This is a genomic window from Paenibacillus jiangxiensis (assembly GCF_046098255.1).
GTDB lineage: Bacteria > Bacillota > Bacilli > Paenibacillales > Paenibacillaceae > Paenibacillus > Paenibacillus jiagnxiensis.
Genome location: NZ_JBJURI010000015.1, coordinates 51,753 through 71,890, shown reverse-complemented (window position 1 = coordinate 71,890; position 20,138 = coordinate 51,753). Strand labels below are relative to the sequence as shown.

General features: G+C 47.7%; 18 protein-coding genes. 5 read left to right on the top strand and 13 right to left on the bottom strand.

The annotated features are described in order from the left end of the window. The first annotated feature begins 153 nt into the window (after positions 1 to 153). Complete coding sequence (locus tag ACI1P2_RS15685) at positions 154 to 1,077, top strand: AraC family transcriptional regulator (RefSeq protein WP_355320782.1); 924 nt, start codon at positions 154 to 156, stop codon at positions 1,075 to 1,077. Between the two features lie 93 nt (positions 1,078 to 1,170). Here ACI1P2_RS15685 and ACI1P2_RS15680 read toward each other — a convergent pair whose 3' ends face one another. From ACI1P2_RS15680 to ACI1P2_RS15670, 3 genes are all read right to left on the bottom strand, one after another. After that, a complete protein-coding gene (locus tag ACI1P2_RS15680) occupies positions 1,171 to 2,196 on the bottom strand; it encodes a zinc-binding alcohol dehydrogenase family protein (protein WP_408976236.1) in 1,026 nt (341 codons plus the stop codon). A gap of 38 nt (positions 2,197 to 2,234) precedes the next feature. Next, positions 2,235 to 3,503: an MFS transporter gene (locus tag ACI1P2_RS15675; RefSeq protein ID WP_355320780.1), complete on the bottom strand. Its 1,269-nt coding sequence runs from the start codon at positions 3,501 to 3,503 to the stop codon at positions 2,235 to 2,237. 278 nt (positions 3,504 to 3,781) lie between these two features. Next, positions 3,782 to 4,483, bottom strand: a complete 702-nt coding sequence (locus ACI1P2_RS15670; protein ID WP_355320779.1) for a GntR family transcriptional regulator — start codon at positions 4,481 to 4,483, stop codon at positions 3,782 to 3,784. A 260-nt stretch (positions 4,484 to 4,743) separates the two neighbouring features. On the opposite strand from ACI1P2_RS15670, the gene ACI1P2_RS15665 reads away from it, so the two are divergent. Then, positions 4,744 to 5,049 carry a hypothetical protein gene (locus tag ACI1P2_RS15665; RefSeq protein ID WP_355320778.1) on the top strand — a complete coding sequence of 102 codons (306 nt, stop codon included), beginning with the start codon at positions 4,744 to 4,746 and terminating at the stop codon, positions 5,047 to 5,049. A 44-nt stretch (positions 5,050 to 5,093) separates the two neighbouring features. Here ACI1P2_RS15665 and ACI1P2_RS15660 read toward each other — a convergent pair whose 3' ends face one another. From ACI1P2_RS15660 to ACI1P2_RS15630, 7 genes are all read right to left on the bottom strand, one after another. After that, positions 5,094 to 5,369, bottom strand: coding sequence for a hypothetical protein (locus ACI1P2_RS15660; RefSeq protein WP_355320777.1), 276 nt, complete (start codon positions 5,367 to 5,369; stop codon positions 5,094 to 5,096). Between the two features lie 232 nt (positions 5,370 to 5,601). Continuing rightward, complete coding sequence (locus ACI1P2_RS15655) at positions 5,602 to 6,486, bottom strand: carbohydrate ABC transporter permease (protein ID WP_355320776.1); 885 nt, start codon at positions 6,484 to 6,486, stop codon at positions 5,602 to 5,604. 15 nt (positions 6,487 to 6,501) lie between these two features. Next, entirely contained in the window at positions 6,502 to 7,392 is an 891-nt protein-coding gene (locus ACI1P2_RS15650; RefSeq protein WP_355320775.1) for an ABC transporter permease, read from the bottom strand. A 77-nt stretch (positions 7,393 to 7,469) separates the two neighbouring features. Then, the gene (locus tag ACI1P2_RS15645; protein ID WP_408976235.1) at positions 7,470 to 9,170 is read right to left on the bottom strand and encodes an extracellular solute-binding protein; all 1,701 of its coding nucleotides are present in this window, start codon (positions 9,168 to 9,170) and stop codon (positions 7,470 to 7,472) included. 165 nt (positions 9,171 to 9,335) lie between these two features. Next, positions 9,336 to 10,766, bottom strand: coding sequence for a response regulator transcription factor (locus ACI1P2_RS15640; RefSeq protein ID WP_355320774.1), 1,431 nt, complete (start codon positions 10,764 to 10,766; stop codon positions 9,336 to 9,338). 6 nt (positions 10,767 to 10,772) lie between these two features. Then, positions 10,773 to 12,512 carry a sensor histidine kinase gene (locus ACI1P2_RS15635; protein WP_355320773.1) on the bottom strand — a complete coding sequence of 580 codons (1,740 nt, stop codon included), beginning with the start codon at positions 12,510 to 12,512 and terminating at the stop codon, positions 10,773 to 10,775. A gap of 128 nt (positions 12,513 to 12,640) precedes the next feature. Further along, positions 12,641 to 14,581: a glycoside hydrolase family 127 protein gene (locus ACI1P2_RS15630; protein ID WP_355320772.1), complete on the bottom strand. Its 1,941-nt coding sequence runs from the start codon at positions 14,579 to 14,581 to the stop codon at positions 12,641 to 12,643. Positions 14,582 to 14,679: 98 nt separating this feature from the next. On the opposite strand from ACI1P2_RS15630, the gene ACI1P2_RS15625 reads away from it, so the two are divergent. Then, on the top strand, positions 14,680 to 15,570 hold the full coding sequence (locus tag ACI1P2_RS15625; protein ID WP_408976234.1) for an AraC family transcriptional regulator: 891 nt from the start codon (positions 14,680 to 14,682) through the stop codon (positions 15,568 to 15,570). Positions 15,571 to 15,654: 84 nt separating this feature from the next. Here the strand turns inward: ACI1P2_RS15625 and ACI1P2_RS15620 are convergent, their stop codons facing one another. Together ACI1P2_RS15620 and ACI1P2_RS15615 are read right to left on the bottom strand one after the other, a co-directional pair. Continuing rightward, complete coding sequence (locus ACI1P2_RS15620; RefSeq protein WP_355320862.1) at positions 15,655 to 16,833, bottom strand: MFS transporter; 1,179 nt, start codon at positions 16,831 to 16,833, stop codon at positions 15,655 to 15,657. 41 nt (positions 16,834 to 16,874) lie between these two features. Then, entirely contained in the window at positions 16,875 to 17,759 is an 885-nt protein-coding gene (locus tag ACI1P2_RS15615; RefSeq protein WP_355320770.1) for an MBL fold metallo-hydrolase, read from the bottom strand. Between the two features lie 152 nt (positions 17,760 to 17,911). Between ACI1P2_RS15615 and ACI1P2_RS15610 the strand changes: the two genes are divergently transcribed. Then, a complete protein-coding gene (locus tag ACI1P2_RS15610) occupies positions 17,912 to 18,238 on the top strand; it encodes a winged helix-turn-helix transcriptional regulator (RefSeq protein ID WP_355320769.1) in 327 nt (108 codons plus the stop codon). 62 nt (positions 18,239 to 18,300) lie between these two features. Here ACI1P2_RS15610 and ACI1P2_RS15605 read toward each other — a convergent pair whose 3' ends face one another. Continuing rightward, entirely contained in the window at positions 18,301 to 19,281 is a 981-nt protein-coding gene (locus ACI1P2_RS15605) for an aldo/keto reductase (protein WP_355320768.1), read from the bottom strand. A gap of 218 nt (positions 19,282 to 19,499) precedes the next feature. On the opposite strand from ACI1P2_RS15605, the gene ACI1P2_RS15600 reads away from it, so the two are divergent. Next, positions 19,500 to 20,126, top strand: a complete 627-nt coding sequence (locus ACI1P2_RS15600) for a TrkA C-terminal domain-containing protein (protein WP_355320767.1) — start codon at positions 19,500 to 19,502, stop codon at positions 20,124 to 20,126. Positions 20,127 to 20,138: the final 12 nt, after the last annotated feature.

The window sequence follows — 20,138 nt, the reverse complement described above, 5'->3', positions numbered from 1 at the left end:
TGATCTTTTGGGTACAGCCTTATTGTGCAGCAAATGAAAACAAGACCGGTACCATAATTGTCTTGAATGATTGCCTTATTCTCTTATTACCACTAACTTTACAGACATGGGTACCTTATAATTAAAAAAGGATAAAGCTATAAGGAGGATTCTATGCTTGAGGAAATGCTGAACCAGCAGGAAGAGCTCGCCAAATTGATTGAGCGTCATTCAGACCGGGACGGAGTTCATGAAACGGCTATCCGGTCTCTGTTTTTTATGCGTTTTACGGATGTAACCGAGCCGGTCTACAGGATTTACAATCCTGCATTCTGTGCCACTGCTCAAGGTCTGAAAGAAATGCTGCTGGCACAAGAGCGCTTTGAATATGGTGCTGCAAACTACCTTATTACATCCATGAAGCTTCCGCTGGTCAGTCAGGTGATCAAAGCTTCTCTCGACGTTCCCTATTTGGGCTTCAAGATTGAATTTACGCGATCGCAAATTTTAGAAGTTTTAAATGATACAGCTATTCAAGTCAACCAGAAGGAAAATGCCAAGCTGGCTGTGTTTATTGGCCGGATGGAGTCATCCCTCATGGATGCGGTGCTCAGATTAGCCCGATTGCTAGAAAAGCCGCAAGATATCCCGTACCTTGCTCCCCTCTATACCAAGGAAATTCTGTACAAGCTTCTGCAGGGAGAGTTTGGAGTGACGCTGGGGCAAATTGCCATGGAGCGAAGCAGCACCTACCGCATCAGGGAAGCTATTGAAGAAATTATCCAAAATTACGATAAACCTTTGCGGGTTGATGAGCTCGCAGACATGGCCAAAATGAGTGTCTCGTCATTTCATAGAAACTTTAAAGAAGCAACCGCTATGAGTCCGATTCAGCTGCAAAAGCAGTTGAGATTGCAGGAAGCACGCCGAATCCTGTTATCCGAGTCGGCAGAAGCCGCTGATGTCGCATTCCGGGTAGGTTATGAAAGTGCTTCTCAATTCAGCCGCGAATATTCACGTATGTTTGGTTCTCCACCCAGAGCAGACATTAAAGCATTGAAGGAAAAATATGACGAGACACCAAACCCGTCATTCTAGGTTCTTTTGGAAGCACTGTGTATCCCCTGTGACAAAAACGGGCTGGGGAGCGTCTCCCCAACCCGTATTCATCAGTTGTGACTTGGATCTTCTCTAATTCGTATGGAGCTCCAGGACTACTTTCCGAACCTGGTTAGGGTTGGTTTCGATGAGCTCGATCGCTTCTTGAAAATTCTCCAACGCAAAACGATGACTGACAAAAGCATTCACATCGATCTTCCCGCTGTTAAACCATTCTATCACTTCAGGAAATTTACCCGATTGTAATCGGGATCCCGCAATAGTTAATTCCTTCTTGGTAATGAGGAACTGCGGTATTTGCGAAGGGGTTACGCCAAAGCCGAGAACGACGACCCGTCCGGCCACCGAGGTCAACTCTACCGCCTGCTCGAAGGTTTTTTCCGTACAAACCGCATCAATCGTTACGTTCGGACCTAATCCGCCCGTAATGCGACTGATCTCGTCGGCTACATTATCCGTAAGCGGATTCAATGTATAGTCGGCACCAACTTCCTTGGCATAAGCAAGCTTCTCATCGCTTAAGTCGGAAATCATGCATACCGCGCCTTTGATTTTGGCGACCTGCAGCGCACACAATCCGATCGGACCCGCTCCCATAATAAAAACATAATCTCCAGCCCGAACATCACCACGCCAGTTCGCTTGAGCGCCGATCGTGAATGGTTCGACCAAAACCGCCTCCTCCCAGGCCAGGCGATTGTCCACTTTATGCACTAAATGCTCGGGAAGAACAATATACTCCTGGAAGGAGCCGTCTTTGTGAACTCCGTACACCTGCAGCTTGACACACACATTTTGGCGGCCGGCTTTGCAAGCATAACATTGCCCGCAGGTTTCGATCGGTTCCATGACAACCTTATCTCCGGGCATCAGCCGGTTGACATCCGCGCCGACTTCTGCGATTTCCCCCACCATCTCGTGTCCGATGACGCGGGGGTAGGTCGCTACCGGAGAGGTCCCGTGATAAATGTGCATGTCGGAGCCGCATATGCCTACCATGCGAACCTTAATCAGCACCTCGTTACTGTGAACAATACGCGGCATTTCTTTTTCGATCAGTCTCATTTTCCCTGGTTCTACAACTTGTATTGCTTTCAATCCACTCACTCCATCACTTATAATTTGGGTTTATATATTTAAGCCATCGTTCGTTCCACACCAGCATTCACTTTTTTGACCTTAATAGGCTTAACGAAGAAAGCAACGCACAATGCCCCGATCACCGCCAAACCTCCTGCCAAAATGAAAGCGCTTGTAAAATGGCCTGTTGTTTGCACGAGCATTCCCGTAGCCGTCGGCCCTATGATGCCGGATGTGTTCGCCAGAAAATGCATGAAACCACCGACGCCGCCGACCCGCTCTTTTTCAACCGTATCTTGAATAATCGCCCAGTATGTAATCGCTGTAAGATACAGGAAGAATACCGCCGATGCCATCAATGAAACTGCAGCGGTCGTTGTGTTAACGAGACCCGCACAACCGATACTGACCGCGGCGCCAAGCAAACAAGTGACCAATACGACCTTACGCGAGAACATGGCATTTCCCGTCTTTTTGTAAAGAAAATCGATAATAAAACCGCCCAGGGCAAAACCTAGAAATCCAACCGTCCACGGAATCATCGTGGCAAAGCTCATTTCCTTGATGTCAAGCCCTCTGGCCTGGATTAAATAACTCGGGAACCAGGTCAGGAAGAAAAACAAGATATAGTTGTAGGCAAAAAACGCAACTGACGTAAACAAAATCGTCGGATGCTTCAAATAGTATGAGAGCGGCGTTTTGGATTTGCCGGCCGGAGCCTGTTGCACCTCTTCTTCATCAGCTTCATCGTCTGCAGCGTTCTGCGGAGCATCCTTCACGCATTTGATCCAGAACACAGTCCAAATCAGGCCTATAATCGTAATCAGGACAAAGGATACTTTCCAGCCCCACGTCAAGGCTATGATCCCGACGATAGGACCCGAAATGGCTCCACCAAGCGAGGTTCCGGCCATGGAGATCGATAATGCTCTGGCCCGGTATTTCTTCGGAAACCAGTTATTGACCATTTTGCTTTGCGATGAGGAAAGCGGGCCTTCCCCCATCCCAAACAATACGCGTGCAACAAACAAAGAGGAGAAGTTGAAGGTAGCGGCGGTTAAACCGGCAAAAAGCGACCATAATGTCATGGAATAACCGAGTACCTTTTTCGGCCCAAATTTGTCGGACAAGAAACCGCCTATAAAGTTAAAGAGAGCGTAACCAATAAAGAAGCTGCTGAATAATAGGCCCATTTGGGCCGCATCCAGCTGAAAATTTTCCTGAATTAATGGAGCTGCAACGGAGAAGGCCGAGCGATCCAGATAATTGATAACTCCCGCCAGAAACAGCAGAACCAGAACGATGCCACGCCCTTTAGATAACATGAGCTGTTAACTCCCTTCAAAAATGGATTTTGCGATAAAGTTCATCTACGTACATACCATTCTCATCGATGATCCTCCCTGCAGTTTGCATTGCTCATTTCAATCAAAATAAAGCGTTTTCTTTTTTCAAATTGTTTCACCTGTGAAACCTTTGGGTCGACCACAAATGAAATACTAGCATACATTATGCTAGTATACAAGTTAAAATTTGCTGTAATTTTGTTGCCGACGCACCTCCTTGTAAAACAAAAAAATCGTAAAATGATTAGGGAATCACTTTACGATTGGAAATAATGCGAGTACTTGTTAATTAAATCAGGCGTAAAATTTTCAAGCGATGTAATGTGCTCTCTGAGCAACCGTTCCGTTTCCTCTTCGTTATTAGCTGTTATGGCTTCGAATATAGACTCGTGTTCGTTTACAAGCTGATTCATATGCTTCGTTTCCAGCAGCTCCAAATACCGCATACGGTTTAAATGACCTCGCATTTGATTGATGATCGATACCAAGGTGGAATTTCCCGTGAGCTCCAAAACCGTATTATGGAAGCTCTCATCAAGCTCAAGGAACTTATCGAAGTGTTGTTGATCAATCATTTTTCGATGCTCTTCCAGGATGCCCTTGATCTGCTGATACGGCTTCTCGAAGCTGGCATCGTTTGCACTCCACTTCCTGGCCACTTCTTTAAAAGCGCTCACCTCAAGACTCACACGTACAAAGCGAGCCTCCTCAATCTTCTTCTTGGACATATATGCGATGCGGGCGCCGCGCTGCGGCAGGATCTCGATTAACTCTTCTGTCAACAAACGGCGGAAAGCCTCTCTTATCGGTGTGCGGCTTACCCCTAATGTATTTCCTAATTCCGATTCAAATACAAGCTGCCCGGGTTCCAGCTGCAATGTAACAATAGCCCCCCGAATAACATGATAGGCATGATCGGATAGGGTATTCCTTTTTTTGGATATGTTGGGTAGATTCATATTTTCACCTTACCTAATGTGCTGCGAATAGAACTATTATACTTGTATGCAAGTATTGGAATCAAACCTTTTATCCCAAGTCGGCGATCCGAACACGATATACTTTTTTTAAAACCACCAAGTTGTTCAGTAGCATAAAATGGATTTCTTTCCCTTGGACTTAGTTTTATTGAGTGGTTTACTATTAAGATCCCCTTTATATGAGTATCCCCTGTTTCTCTTATATAGTTATAATGAATACCAGTAAATGGAGGTGTTTTATGAAAAACAGTAAAAATTACCTAGTTGTTTTTAGAAATACAATAAAAGTAATTATTGTATTATCGATTTTAGGAACACTTTATTATTTTAGCGGCTCCAATACTTACGAAAGCGCAAAGTTAGTTGATATCAAAAGTGATCACTTGGTTATTGAAAGAAACAATGCAACAAGAGAAAGAAGAACTATTTATATTAATTCACATTCCGAAATTCCCGTTCTAAAAGTTGGAGAAGAATATTTTTTCTCGTACGGGAATAGGATTTTCCAAAGACCCACTATTAAATCAGTAGAATCAAAATATTAACAAGGAAAAGAGACGAAGATTCTATACACTTTGTCTCTTTTGATTTAACCGCAAATTTTATCCGGCATTTTATTAGTCATAACTATAAGATTTAATGATGCAGCAAGTATACCAATTGCATCGGACTCTCCCTCTTCATCCAGATAACTCCGCTGTACACTGGACAATCTGCTCATAGCTAGTTCCAGCAACCTAGCTTTTGCCTGTAACTCAGCCTCCCTATCTCTATTCCAAGTTACAATATCTTCAGTTAACTTACTGCTTGCATTTGTTAAACCTCTCAATTCAAAACTATAAATTTGTAGGTTTCTAATAATCATAACCAGAAAGAAATATTTTCATCCTACTTGGCGTTGCTTGTTTTATTTTCTTGACTGTTATATGGGTAAGGATACTTTTACAACGATTTTTTATTAGTGAATGGGAGAAATATGAATATAACTGCCCGTTAGCAGAACTCTCTTAAGAAGCCGAATTCCGTCGCACAAAAAAAGCCGCAGTGCCGCGGCTTCTTAACCATCTATCCTCTTGTCACCTCTTGATCCTTTTTCTCTATTCCTTAACTGAGCCAAGCGTAATTCCATGAATGAAAAAACGCTGCAGGAACGGGTATACAACAAGCACGGGAAGCATGGCGATAAAAATTTTCGCCGCGTTAAGCGTTTGATTGGAAAGCTCGTTTAACCGCTTGTATTGATCCTCCGTCATATTTGCCGAATCAATGACCACAACGAATTGCTGGATTAACGTCTGCAACGGGTAGTGATCCTGCCCTGAAGTCAAAACAAGACCGTGAAAAAATTCATTCCAATGGTATACGATGGTGAACAACGTAACCGTTGCCAACACCGGCACCGCCAAAGGAATATACATCATAATAAGCATCCGCCACGGACCGGCTCCGTCAACGAGCGCCGCCTCGTCCAGCTCCTTCGGCAAATTGCGGAAGAAGTTCACAATGAGGATGACGTTAAACACCGGAACACCACCCCCAAGCACGAGTGCCCAGATTGTATCATACAGCCCGAGCGCCTTCACCGTCATATACCAGGGAATTAAACCTCCGTTAAACAGCAGCGTGAAAACGAGAATCCACATGAACACGTTGCGCAACCTGAATTCCCGGGTGCTGCGGGACAGCGGGTATGCCATCAAGGTAGTGACAACAAATGTGATCAAAGCACCCAGCACAACGCGCTGGATGGATATCCAAAAGGAATTAAAGAAGGAGCTGTCGCCGATAATTTGCCGGTATGAATTAAAATTGAAGCCTACAGGCCACAGCCACACCTGTCCCGCAGCCGCGGCCGATTTCTCGCTGAGAGAGACAGCCAGCGTATACCACAGCGGCAGAATACACACAAAAGCAATCAGGAGCAATACGATCAGAAGAAGGGTATCGAACAGCTTGGAGCGCAGTGTCTTTTCTCTTATCATATGGTTACTCCTTTGTCAGAATATCCGGTAATTCGCAAACTTCGACGCCAGCGCGTAAGACACGATGATCAGGATAAAGCTGACCACCGACTTCAACAGGCCGACCGCTGTCGCAAGCCCGTACTGCATATTCAGCAGCCCTTCGCGGTATACCCATGTATCGATAATGTCGCCAGTCGAATAGAGCAGCGGATTGTACAAGTTAAAAATTTGATCAAAACCCGCATTCAAAACATTACCGAGACTTAACACGGCAAGCAGCACAATGGTCGTTCTCAGCCCCGGAAGCGTGACATGCCAGATCCGGCGCAGTCGGGACGCTCCATCGATGGAAGCAGCCTCGTAGAGAGAGGGATTGATTCCCGTTAATGCCGCCAAATAAATAATGGTATTAAAACCGAACTCTTTCCACACATCGCTGCCTGCAACGATAAAGGGAAATAGGTCCGCGCGGGCGAAAAAAAGCACCGGCTCCACGCCAAAAAGCTTTAACAATCCATTTACAGGGCCTGTATAGGAGAATACATCAAGCAGAATGCCAGACAGAATCACCCAGGATAAAAAATGCGGCAGGTAGACAATCGTCTGAATCCACCGTTTAACCACCATTAAGCGAAGCTCATTCAGCATAATGGCGAACACAAGCGGCACAATCAGGTTGCCCGCGATCTTCATGACGGCAATAAATACGGTGTTAAAGAAAATAACTCGTGTATCGTTCAGGCTGAACATATAATCGAAATTTTCAAGTCCGATCCATTCCGATTTGAAGAATCCCTGTCCGGGATTAAAGTCCTGAAAAGCGATGACAATCCCGAACATGGGGATGATATTGATCAGCAGCAGCCAGACGAAACCGGGCAGAAGCATGATGTAATAATGCTTGGTAAAACCTCTGTTTCTCACCTTTTCGCTCCTCCTTCAGTCTGCATGACCAGCAAGACGCGCCGGATTGGCCCGCCGCGTCCCTGCCAGCATCGTTTTTACTTCATGTACTCTTTCACTTCCTCAGTAATCCTATCGCCGCCCTGCCTTTTCCAATCGTCAACGAACTTGTCAAAATCATCAATCGGCGCGGCGCCCATAATAATCTTCAAAAAGGTCTCATCTTCCATCTTCTTGAGGTTGGACCAGCGGCTCTCCATCGTTCGGGTCTGGGAGTACAGCACACTGTATACTTTGTTGTAGTCCTGTTGCAGCGGAGCGGCTCCAACGAGGAGCGAGTAAATACGGCTCCAGATCCCGAGATCTGCCTGCGGATCCCAATATTGAATGTCCATATTGTCATATGGTTCTTTTTTGACCTTCTTCACGTTCTCAATGTCGGCCGCAAGCAGCTTATAGCCCGGATCTGTGAAGTCCTCCGGTTTTTTCGCCCCTGATAAAATGTCCTGCAGCGCTTTGGCAGAATATTCACTTTCGTCCGTATAAGACATAGGGACGCGGAGCGGATAGTAGCCAATGGGGACGGTAATATCGAGCTTCGATTCATCGCGGATCAGCAGATTCAGCATTTTAATCACCGCCTCGGGATGCTCGTAGTCTTTGCGGACAACGACAAATACCGTGGATGGCGCACCCATGTGGGCATTGAACTGCCCGTCTGCGTCGAGCGGCAGCAGATAGGATTGCCAGTTGGCCTTGGGATCGTTCTTAATCGCATCTCCAATCGGTCCGTACCCCATCCACCATGGGCCGAAGAATATGCCGGCCTTGCCGTTGACAACGGTTTCAGAAGCGCTTTTCCGGATGCCGATTTCTTTGTCAATCAGCCCGTTCGCGTACATATCGCGCAGCTTGGCCAGCGCCTGCTTCGTCTCCGGAAGGGTGGAGCCGTACACAGGATTGCCGGAAGCGTCCTTCACCCAAAAGCCGGGATAGGATTTATAAGCGCCAAAGATCGGATCAAGACCATACGTATTATTCGTCGATTCAAGAAAATTCGCATACAACCGGTCCCCGTTCTGCTGGCCGGCAATGCCGATCGTATCCTTCTGCCCATTGCCGTCCGGGTCCTGCTCGACAAACGCCTTCGCAACCTTCTCAAGCTCCTCTATCGTCTTCGGAGGCTGCAGCCCGAGCTTGTCGAGCCAATCCTTGCGAATCCACATTTGATGGACACCATCGGACTGCACTTGTATGCTTGGAATCGCATACATTTTTCCGTCAAAGGTAACCGCCTCGCTCGAGACGCCGTTGGTCTTCTCCATATAGCTTTTCATCGCCGGTGAAGCATATTTATTGAATACATCCGTAAGATCAGCCAGCTGGCCGGATTTCACCATCGCCCTTAACTGGGTGTCCTTGACTACGAGCGCATCCGGAAGGTCATTGCTGGAGATGGCCAGATTCACTTTCTGGTCATAATTCGTACCGGTTGCGGCCTGCCAGGTCACCTTGGTGTCAATATTCAGGTGTTCCTTGACATAACGGGAATACTGATTCGTTTCCGGTGTATCTCCGGCAGGCAAGCTTTTGTCCGTAGGATCCACGGATTTGCCGTACGTAAGGGTAATCGTCTCAGGGTATTTACCAAACGGATCGCCGGGCTCGCTGCCTCCATCTGCAGTACCAGGCGTTGTGCTTTCCGCAGCGGAATCGTTCTCCTTGCCGTTCGTGCCACTGCAAGCGCTTAACATAATCAGCAGCAAAGTCATTGCAATCAGGACAAATTTCTTGGCCAAGCGGATTTCCCCCTTCTGTCACGTTGTCAGTATTGTCAAGCAACATCAATATAGCATGGCTTAAATGGATTCATGGATAGGGCAGAGAACGAGACAAAGGGGGATAAATGAACGAAAATGATAGCGCTTACCATTCATTTCTCCCCCTTTATGCCGTTCATTACTCTATCTTGACTTGTGCTGCTGCCGATATTCACTTGGCAGCATGCCTGTCTGCTCGCGAAAGGTTCTGCTGAAATACTTCTCGTCTGCATATCCGGTATGTTCAGCAACCCACACAATCGGTTTAGCTGTTTGCGCAAGATATTCCCGCGCCTTGTCTATTCGAACCTTGCGCAGATATTCGTTGAATGAATAACCGACAATCGCTTTGAAGCATTGGTTAAAATAGCTGCGGCTCAGATTGACCCGTTTCGCGACATCAACAGCAAACAGAGGAAACTCAAACTCGTCATGTACGATTTTTACGGCAGACATGATGCTGACGCTCACTTCCCTGCTGAGCTGCAGATGACCGGACAACGTGACCGCCATTTCCCTAAAGCCTCCCATCCACACAACGACCTCGCTCCAGCACGAGAATGTGTCGGGCAGCGTGATCCCCGTTTTCGTAAGGGCTTTAAATAGCCGGGACCAATCCACAATAAAACCGTAGAGCAGCTGCATCAGTTTCGGAGTTGGCAGCCTCAGCTCCCTCAGCTGGCTGCACAACGTATCAAAACACGAATCGTCATGGACCCAGCGAAAGGCATGCAGCGCTTCCTTCACCTTCTCCATCTCTTGTTCACTTGGCTCCGGCTGGTCAGCCTGCAATTCCTGAACGGATTTCGCGATGGGATTTGGCTCATATCCGTCACAATCATAGAAGAAATCCCTTTGCCTGTAATTACGAAGCATCTGCAGCAGGTCAAACTGCGTTAGCCCGATGATATGCCTCAGCCGCACTAGTCTCCAGTCAGCATCAAGAGCTTCGTCCGGCAGCGGCGGAAGCCCTTCGTGATCTGAGTCCACTTCTGTCCGAAGCTCTTCCCGAAGGTCTGGCGTCCACAGTAAAATATGTCCGTCCGCCTCCACTCTCCAGCCCTGCGAAAAATCCGTATGCTGCCTGCGTCCATTTACAAGAGGTTGATCCCCCAGCGCCAGAATTGCGTATGCCGTATCGAACGGATAAACGTCTTTATCAACAGTATCCGGTTCATTCGACGGCCTCCGTCTTTGATTAAGGATGAGTTCATGAATGCGGCCAAGCACTTCCTCAAACCGCTCCTTTTCAAGCTGAACCTTGGCGATGTAATCGACGGCCCCCAAACGCAGCGCCTCCTGAATGTATTCAAAGTCCTGGTGCAGGGTCAACACAGCGATGGCGACGTCCGGGTATCGTTTGCGAACGATCCGGATCAATTCGATGCCTGACATGACCGGCATGGCCACATCGGTCATCAATAGATCTACCCGGTTATCCTTCAGAAATTCAAGCGCCTTCTCGCCATTTGCCGCCTCACCGATCACTCTCATTCCGAAGGAGTCCCATGGCATGGCGGACATGAGCCCTTTGCGCACCAGCTTATCATCATCAACGATGAGCACATCAATCATGCTGCACTATTCTCCTTCTCTGTGGATTGGCAGCCGGATGACGATCCGGGTGCCTTTGCCAATTTCACTGGATACCGTGAGACTGGCATTCCCGTCATAGTAAGATTCCAGCATACGCTTGACATAATTCAAACCGATTCCCATCCCCGCCCGCTGGCGCTCCGTTTGTTCCTGCTCGAGCAATGCCGAGATGCTCTCCTCGGAAATACCCGCGCCGTTGTCCTGAATGGCAATCTCGAGCCGCTCGTTCTTGCTGACTTCGACCTCAATCCTGCCTTCATCATCAAGCCCGTGATATAAGGCATTCTCAACCAAAGGCTGCAGAATAAATCTGGGAACGCTTACACCTAACAGTTCGTCGTCTACTTGTATACGAACATCAAACTGAAAGTTGTATCGGATTTGCTGCAAAGTAAGATAATGCTTGAGCGAGTCGATTTCTTCCCGAATCGTTGCAACCTGATTGCCTTTGCGAAGGTTGTAGTAAAGTAGCTTGTTCAATGACGTGACAAGACGGTCAATTTCCTCCTGTCCGTTCATTACGGCAAGCCAGTGGGCCGTATCCAGCGTATTCATCAGAAAATGCGGGTTAATCTGGTAGAGCAGCTTCTCAATCTCCAGATCCGCCCTGCGTTTTTCCTTGATTTGCACCTCCGCGTACAGCTGTGCAATTTGCAACTTCATATGCTGGAACTGGGTTAACAGCATTTCAAATTCCGGTATGCGTGATTGCATAGTAACGGCATCGAAATTACTGTTTGCCATCCGTTTGATTTCCTTGTTGAATTTAGACAGAGGCCGGTACACCATTTTCCACAGGAGCCAGCCAAAAACAAGACTGACTAAGGTGAACAGCAGGAACAACGCCAGCATCTGTACAATCCAGCGATTTTTTTCCCGGTTGTAATCGGCTTTGGAGATCAGGGACACCACGCTCCAGCCCTGATTGCTGATCTGGCGGTACCAATAATATTCGGAAGTCTCACCGGAACCCAGTGACGGGGATTTCAAATCCGGGAACATGGTGTTTTCAGGAAAAACGTCCTTCAACTCGCTATACGAGATCCGTCCATTGTTGTCGAGGATCAAATGGTTCGCGTTTTTGCTGACTCCGTCAAGGTCGAGAATGCTCTGCGTCAACTTAAAACCGGATTCGATGTAGACATATGCATCCTCCCGCTCCGGCAGCTCGACCTTTCGCAATGCGGAGAGCACATACTGATTATTGAACTGGTCGTTGCTGAGATGAGGCCCATAATAAGTGATGCCGTAATAGGAAGCGATGACGGGAAGACGGTCAATATTAAAAGATTCCTTCACGCCCGTAGTCTCAAAGAGAAAAGAGCGGTCATTGTGAAAGTAATACATCGTCAGACCGATATTGGGATTGGTGAATGTAACCAGGTTAAGCTGGTACTTGATCTGATCCGTCAGATAGCTGCGGTCATAGGGCTGATCTGCGATCATGAACTGCTCCAGCTGTTTGCCGATATTGCCTTCGAAGGCGAGCTGCTGCGAAACATGGTTCAGGTTGTTCAATGTGTTCTCAAGCGACAGCGTCACCTGTTTCAAATTGCTTTGAATGCCGGACTGCAGCTTCGTGATCAGGATGGAATTGATGGTTTTGTAGGATAGATAACAGGTACAGATAAAAGGGATCAGTGTTGATGCCACAAAAAGCAGGAGAATCCGGTTTTTCAACGTCATTCGTTCTATGCGGGACTTCCATCCATTCTCCGGGTTCATGTTTTCATCTCCAGACAGATCTTTCCTTCATAATAATGCGTTCTTACAATGCTAACAATCCTGAAGGGTTCTCGGGACTTTTACCCGGAAGCCTTCAGGATTCAATGATGATTCAGAAAAATCTTATATCAGCAGCGCAGCCAGACACTCATTTCCCCGGACTGACGGTTGCCCCATAAATAATAAGGAATCGCCTTGAAACGGACGGGCGTCGTCTGCTTCCTGAAAGGCTGATATGGCTCATCTTCCGGCCACACGGAATCATCGGCAGCCAGCCCGTCAGCTTCGACAACGACACAGCCGCCGAGCAGTTCCGGTACCAGGTGCTCTGACAGCTTCGGCTCCCCTGCCAATGACAGCGAGGCCAGCGGAGAACCGTTATCCGCTTCTTCGACACAGTAGACGAGCGGCCCGCGCTGAATAGCGGCTTTGCCGGCATTTGCACGGATTTGCGGGTGAGCAGCAACCAGCTTTGCCTCCATAGGGAGCAGCCATTCCAAAGTATCTCCTTCTGACCAGGTTCGTTCAACTTTCGCATAACCATTTTCCACGCGGTAATCTTGAATTTCCCCGTTGACTTTCAATACCGGGTGTCCACTCTGGAACCAGTCGGGGACTCGAAGCGCTAGTTCAAACACAGTGCCGGGTGCACCGTTCGCAAGCGAAACCGAGAACTCGGTCCGGCCCTCCCAAGGTAATTTGGACCGCTGATGCAACGTCACTAGACAGCCGTCAGGGGCTGCAAAGCTGATCTCGCTGCCGATAAACAAATGAGCATATACCGTCGATCCGTCATCGGATACATCATAAATATAATCTTTAAGCGAGCTCAGCAAACGGGCCACGTTGGGCGGACAGCATGAGCAGCCAAACCATTTCTGGCGCACAGGCTTCACATGGAACTTGTCGGGATTCTTCTGACTGGCATCCGGCCATACTTCGAGCGGATTTACATAGAAGAAATGCTTTCCATCCTTGGACATGCTGCCAAGCACATTGTTGTAGAGCGCTCTCTCCATCACATCGGCGTACTCGCTTTTTGCCTCCAATTGCAGCATCCGGCGCGCCCAGAAGATCAAGCCGATAGATGCACAGGTCTCGGCATACACCGTATCGTTGGGCAGATCATAGTCGAAAGTAAAGGCCTCGCCAAGATGAGTCGCACCGACGCCGCCGGTGATATACATCTGCTTGCGCGTCACATTGGCCCATAACCGCTCGCAGGCCTCACGCAGACTGTCATCCCCCGTTAGGCGCGCCAGATCAGCCATCGCGGTATACATATAGACGGCCCGGACAGCGTGACCAACGGCAACCGTTTGCTCACGTACAGGAAGATGGCTTTGATACACTTCAAGGTTAGGTGTGCCATGGTTCCAAATGCTCGTCCTGCCCCGGCGTTCCCATTCTTCAATAAAATAGTTCGGCTTGCTGCCCCGTTCGTCAATAAAGTAGCGGCTCAGTTTCAAGTAGCGCTCTTCTCCCGTAATCCCGTGCAGCTTGACCAGGGCCAGTTCAATCTCTTGATGCCCGCAATAAGCCCGCATTTGCCCCGGTTCCGTACCAAACAATCTTTCAATCAGATCAGCAAAACGGCAGGAGATATCCAGCAGCTTGCGCTTGCCTGTAGCCTGATAATAAGCAACAGCAGCTTCGATCAAATGGCCTGCGCAATAAAGCTCATGGGCTTCGTATAGATTCGTCCACTGCTTTCCGGGTTCCTTAATCGTGAAATAGGTGTTCAGATAACCGTTGTCGTGCTGCGCCTGACCGATGAGGTCAATGGCTTCATCAGCGATTCGCTCCAGCTCCGGATCCGGATGATGACGAAGTGAATAAGAAACCGCTTCCAACCATTTGTAAAGATCACTGTCCTGAAATATCCAGCCGCCAAATTCCCCTTCCTCCAGACCCGCTGCGATCCGAAAGTTTCGGATGGCGTAGCTGGGCTCCGCTCCTTCTATTCTATCGTTCAGCGCTTCCCATTGATAAGGAATGACGGTGTGGCGAATCAGTTCGGAATAATCTTCCCAGAAATCATCCTGAATGTAAACTTGAGTTTTCTGCATATGCAATCCCTCCTATAGAATTTGACCCACTGTGATTTCAATTATATGCTTTGATAAACGGGTGAAATAGAAAGGGATTGAACCTTTTTTTATAAAAAATGACACAAAAGAAGAGAGTGAGCTGTATGAGCGGAGAGACGGTTATTGAACTAAAAACCCCGCCGCTTCCCTATTATTTGGGATCAGGTCTGACCGAGTTCCGTACCGGTGATCATCACCCGAATCGAAGAAAGCTGGGCATTTACGATGTATTGATCATGGTCAAGGGGGAGCTGCACATCGGAGAGAATGGTCAGCAATGGACGCTGACAGCTGGAGATACATTGCTCCTGCTGCCGGACGGCGAACATTTTTCGGTCAAGCCCTGCGAGCAGGATACGGTGTTTTACTGGGTTCATTTTGAGCATGCGGGCAGATATGAAAGTTCGTCGACAACGAATACCTATAACAAAGGGGTGTCCTATTCATCCCGGCCATTTGGCAACCCTTATACGCTGCGCCTTCCAAAGCATTCAAAGCTTTCCAACCCGCAGACGGCCCTCAGCCTTGCACAACAGCTATTGGCGCTGCCGATGGATCACTCTTTCTGGGAGGAGCAGCGTTTGCTGGCCGAGCTGCTTGCTATGCTGGAAGAAGAAGGTGGCTTGAACGGCGTAAGGTCAGCACCGGCACGATTGGCGGAACGGGTCGCAGCTTATATTCAGCAAAACTATAGGGACAAAATCACCAGCGAAACTTTGGCCGATGTTTTTCACTTTCATCCCAATTACATTATTCGTTGTATGAAAATGAAGTACAGCCGCACACCCACCGATTATTTGCACGAGTTCCGGCTTGAACGGGCAAAGCGTCTGCTCATTACTACGGATTGGTCAGTGGAACGCATATCGGAAGAGGTCGGCTACCGCAATGCACCTTACTTCTCATCCAGCTTCAAACATGGCGTTGGCTTGTCCCCCCTGCAATTTCGCAAGCAATATATGAATTGACGACTGTTTTTCATGTGAAAAAGAGCCTCCAAACCTCCTTTAAGGAGGCTGGGGGCTTCTGTTTGCATGACCTAACCCGCCATTCTAGGAGCTGCTGCCCTGGGCGAGCTGCTCCCGGTTCTGTTCGGCTTTGTTTTTCAACAGACGTTTCACAAAGATCACAAACAGCAGAAAGCAAATACCTGATGACAAGGCGCAAGCGATAAACATGGCCTGGTAGCCCGCAAGCTCCGAGACCCAGCCCAGTATAATCGCCCCCAGCCCGATGCCGAGATCGGTAGCCGTCAGCAAAGAAGCGTTGGCAACCCCTTTGCGGTCCGGGCGGGCAAGGTTAATCGTCGCCGCTTGCAGAGCGGGTTGAGCCGAACCGAAGCCGATGCCGTAGAGCACCGCTGAAACCAGAACACCGGCCAATCCGGTTGCAAGGCTCAAGACAAGCAACGCCGCAACCGCAATGACAAGGGACGGCACAATGACATAGCTCTCGCCGTGCCGGTCCGCCAGTTTTCCTGCCAGAGGGCGAATCAGGACAAGCGTGGCGGCATAAACCAAAAAGAATACGCCCGAATTCACCCCGATGGAGTTAGCGAACAGCGCGACAAAGGCGGTAATGCCTCCGTAAGCGATAGACAGAAAAAAGACCGCTATGGTGATCGATAAAACCGACCTTTCGAAAAGCTCTATTTTTCGTGTGCCCGTTTGAGGCTGAAAAGGCATTTTTGCTCCCAGTGTCAAAAGCAGCGATACAGCGGTGAGTCCGACGGCGAGGAGAAAAAGAGTGTGGTATGACAGATTCTCCGCAACCCAGAGTCCGTACATCGGTCCAATGGCCATCGCCAGGGTCATGGCCATGCCGAACCACCCCATCCCTTCTCCGCGGCGGGCGGCCGGGATCATATCCGTAGCCGCTGTAATCATCGCGGTTGTAGAAAAGGCCCAGCTCATCCCATGCAAGATCCGGAGCCCCAATAGAACGATGATTCCGCCGACCCAGTCATACATATACATCGCCACAGCGAAAATAAGCAGTCCCCAAATCATAAACGGACGCCTGCCGACTCTATCCAGCAGCCCGCCAACGACCGGCCGAAAAATAACCGCGGACAGCATAAACACCCCCGTCGCCAGCCCAACCTGCGACTCGTTTCCGCCAATCTTTTTGATAAATTGGGGTAATGTCGGAAGCAACGAGTAAAATGCGATGAACAAAAAAAGCATCCCGATGGTCATGAGCACAAACGACTTGGTCCATAGGCGTTCCAGCTTGCATACCTCCCTCCATAAAAGAAAACCGGGCTGAGGCACTACAGATCAATTCGTTCCACTTTGTGTCCTAAAAATTCCTCTAGTCTCTTATCGGTGTATTGGATATTGACGGTTTTATAGATATGCTGGTACCCGCTGCCTAAATGTCCCCTGGAAAACGGTTTATCCCTTAAATAATTCTGCTGAAATTCTCCCGAAAAACATTCGATGTATGCGTCGACCCATTCTATTGTAATTGGGTTCTGTCCATGGCTGCTATAAATATCTTTGATGTCCTTTTCTAATCGTTTTATCTTTTTCCAGCTGTCCAGGGCCATGGAAAACGGTGCATTTCTATCCGATTCGAAAAAGTACATGATGACGTAATCACAAATCATATCTCCTGAAAAAAGTCTCTTTTTTGCCCTATCCAGCAGCATGATATGCCCATAAGAATGCCCTGGTGTAAATACTACCTCCAAAGTCTTTCCGCCCAAGTCAAACAATTCTCCATCCTTTACAAAATGCGGAGTCAGGACTCGGAGCAGGCTCTTTTCAGCAAATGCTTTGCTATCGAAACGTTCAATGGCTTCAGGGTTATTTTCTTTCAGAAATTGTACTCCCAACTCTGCCGCGAACTGCCTTTCTTGCTTTGTGTCAAAACCCATAATCTGACCGTAGTCCGGCTGGTACAGCCATACATCTCCAAAGTATTCGCTTCCGTAGCTGTGGTCAGGATCGCCATGGGTCAATACCAGCATCACCGGCAGATCGGTTATACTTCTGATGATAGGCCTTATGTCCTCGAAGCCAAAGCCGGCGTCAATTAAGACCGCTTTCTTCTCCCCCAAGATTAGATAAAAATGCACCAGTCCAGCTTCAGTAATGATATATAAATCATCGTCCAGTTTTTGTACCTTACAGAAATCCGTTGATGTAATCATGATTATCACCTTTCTTCGAAAAATTACATTTCGTATTTTCTTATCCCATGGGTCTCATTTACACGTACATACTATAATGTTACAATAAATATCTCAAGTAGGATTAAATTTAATAGGTACTATCTAAAATGATAGTATGGAGGTGGAGAAGTATGAATAGAATCGATCTTGATGACTGCCCAATTGCAATAGCGCAGAAAATACTCGGAGGGAAATGGGCTCTTCGGATACTATACAATTTAAGTACAGGAATACTTCGCTTTGGAGAATTGAATCGTCAAATGCCAGAATTAACACAAGCTACTTTAACAAAAGAACTCCGTAGATTAGAGAGCTTCCAGCTCATAAATAGAAAAGTGTACCCGGAAGTTCCGCCACGCGTAGAATATTCATTAGCCGAAATGGGATTGAAACTTTTACCTGTTCTAAGAGAACTTGAAATATGGGGAGATGAGTATAAAAAATACATTAAACAATAACTAAAGCCGCCGATCCCAAACTTAGGATTGGCGGCTTATATTTCACCAGCGCAACTTTCCAGTTACAGAGCGCCAACTACGGGATGAGGAATATACGGCTCTTCCAGTGAAGCGATTTCTTCTGGAGTTAACTTCACCGACAGGGCAGCAGCCGCATCTTCGAGATGGGATATTTTCGTAGCACCGATAATAGGAGCAGTGACCGGCTCTTTCTGCAGCAGCCAGGCAATAGCGATGTGGGCACGCGGAACGCCGCGTTTTTCTGCAATTTCTGCAACTCTTTCCACGATCAATCGGTCAGTATCGGCGGTGGCATCGTATTTCGATTTCTGAACCTGATCGGTTTCGGAACGATGTGTTTTTTCCGTCCAATCCCGTGTCAATCTTCCGGATGCGAGCGGGCTGTACGGAATCACGCCAATTTTTTCAGCCCTGCAGAGCGGCATCATCTCGCGCTCTTCTTCACGATAGATGAGGTTGTAATGGTTCTGCATCGATACGAACCGGGTCCATCCGTTTTTCTCCGCGACATGAAGCGCCTTCAGGAACTGCCATGCATACATCGCAGAAGCCCCGATATATCTCGCTTTGCCTGCCTTCACCACATCATGCAAGGCTTCCATCGTCTCTTCAATGGGTGTATTGTAATCCCAGCGGTGAATCTGGTACAGATCCACATAATCGGTCCCCAGCCTCTTCAAGCTCTTATCAATTTCACTCATAATGGCCTTGCGCGAAAGCCCTGCACCGTTTGGACCTTCATGCATGCGAAAATGGACCTTTGTCGCGAGCACAATTTCATCCCGATTAGCAAAATCCTTTAACGCCCGTCCCACAATCTCCTCGCTCGTTCCGTCCGAATATACATTCGCCGTATCAAAAAAGTTGATGCCAAGCTCCAGCGCTTTTTTGATAATCGGCCGGCTGTTCTCCTCATTCAGCACCCACGGATGCACCCACCGTTCTGCTACACCGAAGCCCATGCAGCCAAGACAAAGCCGTGATACGTCCAAGCCTGTATTGCCGAGTTTTACATATTCCATTCCGATTCGCTCCTTTGCTTAAATGGGGAAATATTGAACTAACGCCTACTATTATAAAAAAGCATATGTATCATGCAATTGTTAGATTAGCCTGATTTGTTAATTAGTGAACAGACCATTGATATTTGTTCATTATCTCACTTCGTTTATTTGTCTAATAAAAAGAGGTATACTGTGTGTGAGTTTTTATTTTCATGAACAAGGGGTAGACGTCGGCAATGCAGGAAATGGCAGGTTATAAATCGATCGCACTGGATATTGCACAAAGAATCGTTAGCGGAGAATTTCCCGTTCGATCCAAAATCTCAGGGAGATCTTTGCTCGCAGGTCAATACCATGTATCTCCCGAAACCATCCGCAAGTCCATAGGATTGCTGAAGGAGGAAGGAATCGTATCGGTTTCACAGGGTAAGGAAATCATTGTGATTTCGGACGAAAAAGCAAATGAATATATAACAAGGAACCATTATCTAAAATCCGCCTACTCTTTGAAGCAGGACCTGCAGTTGCTTTTATCCGAAAAGAAAAAGTTGGATCGCCACTTTGATATCCTGCTTACTGAAATTATAGAGACTTCGGACAGACTTCAGAATCTCAAACCGTATAACCCGGTAGAGATCCGAATTTCCGATAAGTCACATGTCATAGGAAAAACGATCGGCATGCTGCAGTTCTGGCAGCACACAGGCGCCACCATCATCGCATTGCGCAGAGGGACGGAAGTGTCGATATCTCCGGGTCCGCATGTTATTTTGCGTGAAAAGGATACATTGGTCGTCGTAGGGGACGAAAAGATGTATGAGCGAACAGCACAATTTATTAATCAGACTGAATTCTATACCTGAATAAGTTTCACA